The organism is Pelatocladus sp. (assembly GCF_059505505.1).
The window spans coordinates 1-8,581 of sequence record NZ_JCACKS010000098.1; the positions used below are offsets into that span (position 1 = coordinate 1).

Genomic DNA, 8,581 nt, shown 5'->3' on the forward strand with positions numbered 1-8,581 from the left:
GGTAAACAATAACTCTACTACGGAAAGCCCTCTTTATTTTGGCGAAGGTATTGACAACAAGCAAGTATTTGAACAACGTTATAAAGTATTTGCGACAGAACCGAAAAATGTGGGGCTGGCAGGAATGCTTCGTCCTTACTCCTCTGAAACTTTGATGATGAGCTTGCCCTGATTCCCGCCGTTGAAGAGCTTGTTAATCGTCTGGGGAGCGTTCTCAAGACCATCAATCACATCGACACGGTACTTAATCTTGCCTTGAGCGTACCACTGACCTAACTCTGCTAGAGCTTCCTGGGCGCGGTCGAAATAGTCGAGGACAATAAATCCTTCGAGCTTAGCCCGCTGAATCAGGATGTTGACAAAATTGTATGGTCCTGGCACTGGTTTGGTCGCATTGTACTGAGAGATTAGACCACAAAGGACAATCCGCGCTCGGAGGTTGATCAGGCTTAAAACAGCATCGAGGATTTCACCCCCGACATTCTCGAAGTAAATATCGATCCCGTCCGGGCAATGTTGCTGCAAGCTTTCGAGGACAGACTCAGTTTTATAGTTGATAGCGGCATCAAAGCCAAGCTCGTCTTTAAGCCAACGGCATTTTTCTTCGCTACCCGCAATCCCAACGATGCGACACCCCTTGATTTTTCCGATTTGCCCCACGAGAGAACCAACGGCTCCGGCTGCTCCAGAAACTACAAGCGTTTCACCAACTTTGGGCTTTCCTATATCCAAAAGACCAAAGTATGCCGTCATACCAATAAATCCAAAAAGTCCCAAGTATGCTGTCAGTGGAATAGACGGGTCTTTTGGGAACTTAGATAAGTTAGTACCGTCGGTGACTGCATAGTCCTGCCACCCCAGAAGCCCCTGAACAAAGGTTCCCTCTGGGAAGTTGGCATTGTGAGATTGCTCGACGACACCGATGCCGAAACCCCGTATCACCTCACCAATGGCTACAGGTGGGAGGTAATTTTCTCCCTCGTTTAGCCATCCTCGGTTTGTCGGATCGAGAGAGAGATAAATGTTGCGGACGAGGATTTGTCCTTCTCCTAGAGTGGGTAAAGGTTCCTGCCTCCATGCAAAATTCGATTCTGCAATTAAACCTACGGGACGCGAGACAAGCCGCCACTGCCGATTCACCTTTGTTGCCATTTGAAATTCCTCCTGCGTTTCTATGCAAATCCGATCAGTAATAGTGTTGCTAGTCACGTCCTGCCACAATAATCTTTTCGGCTAAACCGACAGGGTTAGAAAACATCACCTCATGACTACCGGGCATTTGCACGAGCCGAAATAGCCCTAAGCGGCTAGACATTTTGGGATGCCAGCCCCACTCGCCTTGCGGTAAAGCAGTGTCTTCCGTACAGTAGAGGTAACTTTTAGGAATGGACAATGAGTAAAACTGCTGCAAGTCCAGCTTGTCAAGGAACGGTTGATAGGGTTCTGGCGATAATTGGGCGTAACTGGATTTAGCCAGTTCGAGGTCAGCGTCGTTGAGAAACGCTTCTCGCCAAATATCAAAAGGTAGCATCAGCGTATTATCATCCGATTCTCTCGCTAGCTTGTCGAATAATGCTTGAGAGTCGGGTGGGATGTTATCTGTGAGGCTGTCACCATCATTCAAGACAAAGGCATTGAGGAAGATGAGTCGGCGAATGCGTTGCCTTTGGCCGGCGAAGCCATTGCTAATTGCTTCGGCAACTTTCGCAATAATTGTCCCGCCGAAGCTATGTCCTAACAAGACGATATCCGTTAAGTCTTTGCTAACAATGTAATCAACGATCGATTGCGTACATTGAGCATGGTTAACGTTTTTGTTTACGCCTTTCCCATGTCCGGCGATCGTAGGAGCAAAAGCCTGATGTCCTTTTGCTTCTAAATGATCGATAACTGCTTTCCAAGCAGAGCCATCATGCCACGAGCCATGAACTAAGACAAAAGTTGACATAGAATTCCTTTAGATGCAATCTAAAAATCAAGCTTGTTTGTTCTCTCTTGAAATGGATTAGTTTGCTGTGAGTCCACCATCAATAATCAAAAATCAACTCACTGTGAATCCTGGATGCGACTCACTTTTACCTCCTATTTTTTCTCTACCCATGTTTTTAAGGCATGGTTCATCTCCTCAAATCCTTGCCTGATCTTCGTATCGATCTCCTGCCACAATAGAGATACAAGTAAACCAGTGTATACTTCGCGGTTGAGCAATCGAGTTTGACTCTCTCCCAGTGGCTCGATCTGGAAGTGATGCTCTGCATCGAAAATACCAGGTAGCAGTAATTTTCCAACCCAACAAAGCTCATGTTCTGGTTTTAGATCCAAAATGACCGGGTGAGCCGTCATTTCTCTTCCGCCAGGGGGTTGGATGAATATCTCTAACTGTTCCCCTTGCTTTGCTATCCCGCGAATCAAACGAATGAAGGGATTCCACTGACTGTAGCGACTGAAATCCGTTAATGCCTCCCATACAACATTCGCTGGTGCATCAATCTCGATGTTGGTGTTAAGTTCTTTTGCCATAAAACCGTCTCCTTGAAAAGATATTGTCAACTTAATCAAAGCTTGAAATAGATAGCAATGAAGTGAATTTGGGCGTGATTGCTCCCTCTTTTACTTTGGGTGTTCGTTCGTTAATCTCTATCAACTTGCTAAGGGTTGTCCGGTGATGTAGCTAGCAGCATCAGAGCAGAGAAACACAACCGCCTGAGCAATTTCTTTGACCTGACCGACGCGCCCTACTACTTTTGCACCCGCAGCACCGAAAGCGATCGCCGTTGCTCGACCAATTCCTGTTGTTCCTCCCGTGACTAAGGCCACTTTATCTCGAAGGATCATTGTGTTTTCCTCAGCATTACTCTTGTTGTATCGATCTAAAGTGTACTGAGTTCCAACGCTTAACTTCTTTCAAATTCTTACAATACCTTGTCAGATTCTTATGGGATTAACGAACCTGCTTTGGAGTCATTCCAGTGAGGCGCTCAACCTGTTGGGTCAAATGGCTTTGACTGGAAAATCCAGTTCGAGAAGCGATGTCGGCGGTTGCTAGACTCGACATCGCTTCAAAGTACCCGTTCAGACCACCTAATTACTCGGCAGTAAAATTTCAGGTGTTGCCGAAGGCATCCGTCAGAGCAATAGGATTCCAATATTCACTGTAGTAGACGATTTTGCCATTCTTGACTTTGAACTGACCGACATAATCTTGCTCATACCGGCGGCCTGTCGAAGGAACGTGAGCTGATGCATGCAGCTCAGCCCAGATAACATCGGGGTCTTCCGTCCGATATTTACGGACATTCGAGAACGTCAAGTTCTCCATGTCAACGAGCGCCGTTTTGATGTGGTTATACATGGCAGTTCTGCCTCGTTTTTGGTCCGGATAGCCCAGAGAGGGCGCATACGGAAAGTCCACAATGACATCCTCAGAGAGCAACTCTGCCCAAGCTTCGGTATCTGTGGCCATCAATGCCAGGTGAGCATCGAATATGTCTTCGACTGTATTTAGATTTGATTGCATTAAATTATCCTCCATTGATTGACTTGAAGTTTATTTATGACTAGGGTTGTGTTGTAAGAATTGTTCTTGGGTCAATTCTTCCACTTGGCTGGCTGGCGCTACCAACTGCCGACTAATGCTTGAATTTTAGATTGTGCTTCGTCTAGCCCACGTTTTTGTGCCTCGTCTCCCAGATCTAGACCATTGGCATGAATGAACTGAATGTCAGTCACACCCATGAATTGAAAAGCATACCGAAGCGCAGGTTCCTGACAATCCCATCCTTCGTAAGGAGAACCTGCTCCAAACTCAACGCCTCGTGATGTGATGAACAAAACTTTTTTACCGTTCGCAAGTCCTTTGACTTGACCATCCTCCTCCGTGAATGTGCGACCTTCGCGCACCACTTGATCGATGTATGCTTTGAAGTTGGACGGAATGCTGAAGTTGTACATCGGCACGCTGAACACACACCGATCAGCCGCCAAAAACTCATCCACTAACTCATCAGAAAACTTCAGCAGTTCAACCATTTCTGGAGTTAGTGCCTCTGGAGGAGTAAAGACAGCCGCAATCCAGTCTTCGGTGACGTGAGGAACTGGCGTTTGCCTTAGATCGCGATAGGCGATCGCGTCATCAGGATGTAAGTCTTGCCACGCAACTATAAACTCCTTTGCCAACTTGCGAGATTTGGAGCGATCGCCACGCGGACTTGAATCAATATGCAGAATGCTTGCCATATTGCCTCAACCAGAAACTTCAATTGCCATCTAGATGGTAAGCCAGCAAGCAGAAGTTGTTTCGCGTTCTATCTCGCGTCTACCGGAGAACACTACTTTTGCACCCGCAACACCTAGGGCACGCCGCTTTGCAGATACCGCAAGGGTCACTGTGGTTCGACCAATGCCCGATGTTCCTCCCGTTACTAAAGCCACCTTATTTTCAAGCATCATGATAGTTACCTATTATTGTGAATGGTTGTGCCGCTTGCATTAAAAACTTTACTACCGTTCAGAGATCGTCAGAGGAACCTGCTATGGAACACGACGCGCACCTTTAATTAAATCCGCTGCCTTTTCGCCAATCATGATGGTCGGTGCGTTCGTATTTCCTGTCGTGATGATGGACATGATCGAGGCATCGACCACTCGCAATCCTTGTCAATCCAGTAAATCGCCTAGAAACCACCGATTCAGAACTGCGATCGCAAAAAGATATCTGCAAGGGCAGATCGGGGATTAGCTTGCTGTATATCCGCCATCAATCGCTAAGGGTTGTCCAGTGATGTAGCTGGCAGCATCAGAGCAGAGAAACACAACCGCTTGAGTAATTTCTTCTGCCTGACCAATGCGACTCATCGGAATCATCGCTGTAAAATCATCAGCCGTGATGCCCACTTTCTGAAAGACACGATCAAGCATTTCAGTCGTAGTGCCTCCAGGATTCACCGCATTAATCCGAATGCCTTGCTTGGCATAGTCAAGCGCTGCCGATCGCGTGAGTCCCATGACTGCATGTTTGCTGGCGGTATAAAGTGAGTTTCCTGGAAATCCAACCAAACCTGAATTTGACGAGTTATTAACGATCGCGCCAGATCCTTGACTCAGCATGTGCTGAATTTCATATTTCATGCACAAAAACAATCCCCGGATATTAATCGCCATCAGGTTGTCAAAATCTTCAATCGATTGTTCGTGCAGAGGTTTAAAGAATCCCTCAATGCCTGCATTATTGAAAGCACAGTCGAGCCGTCCGTAGGTTGCAACTGTTTTTTGCACTAACGCTTTGATATCTGCTTCACTGCTGACATCTGAATGGACGTATAAACATTCAGCGCCCGTTTCACGAATCAGTTTGGCAGTTTTTTCTCCTTCTGCATCGCGTCTGCCTGAGAACACTACTTTTGCACCCGCAGCACCGAAAGCGATCGCAGTTGCTCTGCCAATTCCTGTCGTACCTCCAGTGACTAAAGCCACTTTATCTTGAAGTATCATTGTGTTTCTCCTTCTGAGCTAACGACGCAATGTTGTCTTTTAGGGAGTGGTAAAACGCTCACACTGAATCGCCTCAACGTTTCGTACATACTTCAGCTTAGGAGCAAAGCCAGAGGGACAGACGACGTATAGTCTATCCTGAGGTTGGCTAATGATTAAACGGTAGGCGGGTGGAAGATTTTCCGAAGAACTCTTAATGGTTTCAATTCGAGGAATGATTTGTGGATACACTTGAGCCAGAGATGGAAAACCGAACAGCAAGAATACGCCAGGTAGGACTGTTGCTGAGATGGTTAGCGGAAAGCGTTGGAATTTTGAGAGAATCTTCTTCATAAGAAATCTCCTCATTAGTTCATTGTTGATTTGTTAGACAGTTGTTTGTGCGATCGCTGTAATACCGTGTAATCAAAGTAACTTTGCGCTTCGCCTTCACGGGTAGCCAAGCGAATCTCGATCGACTCACTGTGAATTGACTAGAAAATTTCCTATTTGTCAACTCTATATAATCGGTGTCGTCAGCTTGTACCGGATAAGCTTGTTTTAATAACTCAGCCACCTCTTGCGCGATCGCAATGAGTGCATGATTAACTGAGGAGTCACTAAAAGAATCAGCTTGGGTTGTAATCTCAAAATGCTCAGAATCATTCTTGCCTTGTAATGGTAAGTGTGTCATAGAACTATCCCTGATGAACATTGACTTGCGATAGTAAGTACTTAAGCAGAATTAATTACACAAATTGTTTCTCTGTTCCCTGTTCCCTCTCTCCACGAATGAATTTAATTTTGCACGACTACTTATGGCAATCAGTAGCTCACTTAAGCGCTGCTGTTGCCTCAATTTCAACCAATGTTTCTTTTGAGGCGAGTGAGGCAACACCGATGCCAGTAAGAGCTGGGCGCGACTCTCCCAGATATTGCACGAGAATCGGCATGATATCCCCCATAAATTCTCCAAGTTCACCCCGAACGTAGATGCGAAGGTTGAGCAGATTCTCTATGGAGCTTCCCGATGCATCTAGAACAGTGGTTAGATTAGTTAGCACATTCTTTAGTTGCCCCTCGACGGTATGGCTTGAAACTTGGTGGTTCATGTCCCAGTCAACCTGACCAGAAATGTAAACGGTAGCCGTTGCGGTATCGGTAACCGCTTTGGACATCCCGTGTGGTCTTGCATCATAGAGTTCTGGTGGATTAACAAGTTGCTTTCTCATGGTTTTTCATCCTTCTCAACGCGATCCTCTTTACTCAAATAACTGTTGACCCTTTAACCTGTCTCCACTGAGAACCTTCAGCGTAGCCTTTCCGATAGTAAAGAAAAATACTGAGCAACCCGTGTTGCAGGGGTGAAAGGTACTTGAGGGAGCCATTTCTCCAGCCGATGCAGTAGAGCTTGTATAGAAATCCCATTCGCTGAATATGCATTGCACAACTCCAATTGCTAGATTTTGAAGCGCATGTTGTCATTTCGCTGCCTCAATTGGCTTCAGTACAAAATCAAACTCGGCTGTGTGAGAGGGCTGATGCTGCGCCTTTGCATCGGCTGACTCATGCTTTTGCAGTTTGAGAATGTTAGTTCGCACGGCAAAAGTTGTGTCTGCATCAAGCTGAGGCGCACCATCAATGAAAACTTGAGTCGTCAGCGGCAGGTAGCCAGTTGCACTCAGTTTGAAATGGATGTGAGCCGCCCGCCAAGTGTGTCGTCCTAAAAGCCGCAACACCTCACCGCAGGGGCCGTCGGCTGGCACATCGTATCCGCTGGGTACAACAGTTTCAAAGCGATAGTTGCCGTCACGGTCGGTGTGGAACTTCCTCTTTGGATAACTTTTCGGACAGTACGGGTTTGTGTATTGACTTCAGTAATACCATACTCAGTGCTGAGTGCTGAGTTCTGAGTGCTGAGTAAGAAAAAGAGTACGAGCGCACTTTGGCACTATGGTAAATGCCCCGCCCCTTGTGGGCGGAATCTTATAATCGGGAAAAGGTTGATACCCCGATGCCACTTGCTTTATGCCGGGAAACCCGTCCACCCTGCGGGTGACGCTCGAGGACTCGCTAACGCTGCGCTAACGACGGGAACCGGAGCCACTTCCTCCACTTGGGGAAACCCCAAGTGGAGGAAGTGGCATCCAAGACGAGGGCTGCTTCACCGCAGTGGCTCCCCCTCGTGGGCGGTCTTTTAACTCAGCACTCAGCGAGAAGTTGCGTGCGGGGGTTCCCCCCGTTGAGCAAACTTCGGTGACTCGGAACTCAGCACTCTTCATTGGCTCCTACACTTATTTGCAAGCGCTAGCGCGATCAATTAGTGCGTTTGAGGGCAAGTTCGGATCGAGTGCCTTACGCGCACTGTCAACGCCTACAACGGGTAACTTACTAGGATCGAGCAAGCCGATTTGAACCAATACACTCGCCTGATCCCAGTAGATGTGTTCGTGGGCTAGCTTGTCGTCGCGGAACTGAACGATCGCTACCACTGCTACTTCAACCCTTTTCCCTGTCGGAGCAATGCCAGGTAGCATCCAGTCCATTCGGGTGGTATGAGTGAACTTAGCCACCATTTCATCGACAAGCCGATCGGTTCCAATCGTGCGCGAGATTGGGGTCAGCTCCATGTCCTCTGGCATCTGTGGAATGAAGTATTTGGAATAAAACTCGCGCAGTGCTGGTTTCCCTACTCCCCCAGTCATTACCGGAATGTCGTTAACATAAGCATCCTCAACCATCGTGTCAAGGGTATCTTCAGTGTTGTGAGTGTTAAACTCGTGCCGCAGATGTTCGTCCCAGAGTTCTTGCAAAAACTTCTGGGCTGGTGTCAGGTTGGGGGTTGCCTGTACATTTGCTTGTTCGTTTATAGTTTGCTGTTTGTCCATGTTGGTGTATGTTCCTGATTTATGTAGTGAGGGCTAGAGCGGATAGACCCTTTTAGTTAGTGTTCTTTCTTTGTGGTTAAGACTCCTGAAACATTCAACATGTAAACCCTTCAGGTAAAGAGCAACAAATCTAGAACACCACTAAGAAAATCAACGACTGCATTTTTAGCTAGTAAACATCTCCAAAATAGTATATTTTGTGGTAAAAGAACGTCAATAGAAGT

Annotated in this window: 13 protein-coding genes and 3 pseudogenes; all 16 read right to left on the reverse strand. The window is 46.9% G+C overall.

Annotated elements, in window-relative coordinates; genetic code table 11:
• Positions 1–135 precede the first annotated feature (135 nt).
• Positions 136–1,152 (reverse strand): NADP-dependent oxidoreductase, encoded by a 1,017-nt coding sequence (locus tag AC5JMK_RS08595; protein ID WP_495909879.1) that lies wholly within the window; start codon positions 1,150–1,152, stop codon positions 136–138.
• 49 nt (positions 1,153–1,201) lie between these two features.
• The gene (locus AC5JMK_RS08600) at positions 1,202–1,948 is read right to left on the reverse strand and encodes an alpha/beta fold hydrolase (protein ID WP_495909880.1); all 747 of its coding nucleotides are present in this window, start codon (positions 1,946–1,948) and stop codon (positions 1,202–1,204) included.
• Positions 1,949–2,082: 134 nt separating this feature from the next.
• Complete coding sequence (locus AC5JMK_RS08605) at positions 2,083–2,520, reverse strand: SRPBCC family protein (RefSeq protein WP_495909881.1); 438 nt, start codon at positions 2,518–2,520, stop codon at positions 2,083–2,085.
• Between the two features lie 120 nt (positions 2,521–2,640).
• Positions 2,641–2,835: an SDR family oxidoreductase gene (locus AC5JMK_RS08610; protein ID WP_495909882.1), complete on the reverse strand. Its 195-nt coding sequence runs from the start codon at positions 2,833–2,835 to the stop codon at positions 2,641–2,643.
• Between the two features lie 106 nt (positions 2,836–2,941).
• Positions 2,942–3,055 (reverse strand): AraC family transcriptional regulator, encoded by a 114-nt coding sequence (locus AC5JMK_RS08615; protein WP_495909883.1) that lies wholly within the window; start codon positions 3,053–3,055, stop codon positions 2,942–2,944.
• 48 nt (positions 3,056–3,103) lie between these two features.
• On the reverse strand, positions 3,104–3,517 hold the full coding sequence (locus tag AC5JMK_RS08620) for a nuclear transport factor 2 family protein (RefSeq protein WP_495909884.1): 414 nt from the start codon (positions 3,515–3,517) through the stop codon (positions 3,104–3,106).
• A gap of 98 nt (positions 3,518–3,615) precedes the next feature.
• Positions 3,616–4,236, reverse strand: coding sequence for an FMN-dependent NADH-azoreductase (locus AC5JMK_RS08625; RefSeq protein WP_495909885.1), 621 nt, complete (start codon positions 4,234–4,236; stop codon positions 3,616–3,618).
• Between the two features lie 54 nt (positions 4,237–4,290).
• Positions 4,291–4,452, reverse strand: a pseudogene (locus AC5JMK_RS08630) (SDR family NAD(P)-dependent oxidoreductase); the annotation flags it as partial.
• 78 nt (positions 4,453–4,530) lie between these two features.
• Positions 4,531–4,656, reverse strand: a pseudogene (locus AC5JMK_RS08635) (GMC oxidoreductase); the annotation flags it as partial.
• A gap of 78 nt (positions 4,657–4,734) precedes the next feature.
• Positions 4,735–5,490: an SDR family oxidoreductase gene (locus AC5JMK_RS08640; protein WP_495909886.1), complete on the reverse strand. Its 756-nt coding sequence runs from the start codon at positions 5,488–5,490 to the stop codon at positions 4,735–4,737.
• A gap of 39 nt (positions 5,491–5,529) precedes the next feature.
• Positions 5,530–5,823, reverse strand: a complete 294-nt coding sequence (locus AC5JMK_RS08645; protein WP_495909887.1) for a hypothetical protein — start codon at positions 5,821–5,823, stop codon at positions 5,530–5,532.
• A 19-nt stretch (positions 5,824–5,842) separates the two neighbouring features.
• On the reverse strand, positions 5,843–6,163 hold the full coding sequence (locus AC5JMK_RS08650) for a hypothetical protein (protein WP_495909888.1): 321 nt from the start codon (positions 6,161–6,163) through the stop codon (positions 5,843–5,845).
• 139 nt (positions 6,164–6,302) lie between these two features.
• Positions 6,303–6,701 carry a RidA family protein gene (locus AC5JMK_RS08655; RefSeq protein WP_495909889.1) on the reverse strand — a complete coding sequence of 133 codons (399 nt, stop codon included), beginning with the start codon at positions 6,699–6,701 and terminating at the stop codon, positions 6,303–6,305.
• Between the two features lie 249 nt (positions 6,702–6,950).
• Positions 6,951–7,292, reverse strand: a pseudogene (locus tag AC5JMK_RS08660) (dioxygenase family protein); the annotation flags it as partial.
• A 261-nt stretch (positions 7,293–7,553) separates the two neighbouring features.
• Positions 7,554–7,751 carry a hypothetical protein gene (locus AC5JMK_RS08665; RefSeq protein WP_495909890.1) on the reverse strand — a complete coding sequence of 66 codons (198 nt, stop codon included), beginning with the start codon at positions 7,749–7,751 and terminating at the stop codon, positions 7,554–7,556.
• Between the two features lie 12 nt (positions 7,752–7,763).
• On the reverse strand, positions 7,764–8,357 hold the full coding sequence (locus AC5JMK_RS08670; protein WP_495909891.1) for an ester cyclase: 594 nt from the start codon (positions 8,355–8,357) through the stop codon (positions 7,764–7,766).
• Between the last annotated feature and the right edge of the window lie 224 nt (positions 8,358–8,581).

What these genes read in the sequence shown, in the direction of transcription:
- AC5JMK_RS08595 (WP_495909879.1), bottom strand. Translation starts at nt 1,152, where the DNA reads ATGGCAACAAAGGTGAATCGGCAGTGGCGGCTTGTCTCGCGTCCCGTA.
- AC5JMK_RS08600 (WP_495909880.1), bottom strand. Translation starts at nt 1,948, where the DNA reads ATGTCAACTTTTGTCTTAGTTCATGGCTCGTGGCATGATGGCTCTGCT.
- AC5JMK_RS08605 (WP_495909881.1), bottom strand. Translation starts at nt 2,520, where the DNA reads ATGGCAAAAGAACTTAACACCAACATCGAGATTGATGCACCAGCGAAT.
- AC5JMK_RS08610 (WP_495909882.1), bottom strand. Translation starts at nt 2,835, where the DNA reads ATGATCCTTCGAGATAAAGTGGCCTTAGTCACGGGAGGAACAACAGGA.
- AC5JMK_RS08615 (WP_495909883.1), bottom strand. Translation starts at nt 3,055, where the DNA reads ATGTCGAGTCTAGCAACCGCCGACATCGCTTCTCGAACTGGATTTTCC.
- AC5JMK_RS08620 (WP_495909884.1), bottom strand. Translation starts at nt 3,517, where the DNA reads ATGCAATCAAATCTAAATACAGTCGAAGACATATTCGATGCTCACCTG.
- AC5JMK_RS08625 (WP_495909885.1), bottom strand. Translation starts at nt 4,236, where the DNA reads ATGGCAAGCATTCTGCATATTGATTCAAGTCCGCGTGGCGATCGCTCC.
- AC5JMK_RS08640 (WP_495909886.1), bottom strand. Translation starts at nt 5,490, where the DNA reads ATGATACTTCAAGATAAAGTGGCTTTAGTCACTGGAGGTACGACAGGA.
- AC5JMK_RS08645 (WP_495909887.1), bottom strand. Translation starts at nt 5,823, where the DNA reads ATGAAGAAGATTCTCTCAAAATTCCAACGCTTTCCGCTAACCATCTCA.
- AC5JMK_RS08650 (WP_495909888.1), bottom strand. Translation starts at nt 6,163, where the DNA reads ATGACACACTTACCATTACAAGGCAAGAATGATTCTGAGCATTTTGAG.
- AC5JMK_RS08655 (WP_495909889.1), bottom strand. Translation starts at nt 6,701, where the DNA reads ATGAGAAAGCAACTTGTTAATCCACCAGAACTCTATGATGCAAGACCA.
- AC5JMK_RS08665 (WP_495909890.1), bottom strand. Translation starts at nt 7,751, where the DNA reads ATGAAGAGTGCTGAGTTCCGAGTCACCGAAGTTTGCTCAACGGGGGGA.
- AC5JMK_RS08670 (WP_495909891.1), bottom strand. Translation starts at nt 8,357, where the DNA reads ATGGACAAACAGCAAACTATAAACGAACAAGCAAATGTACAGGCAACC.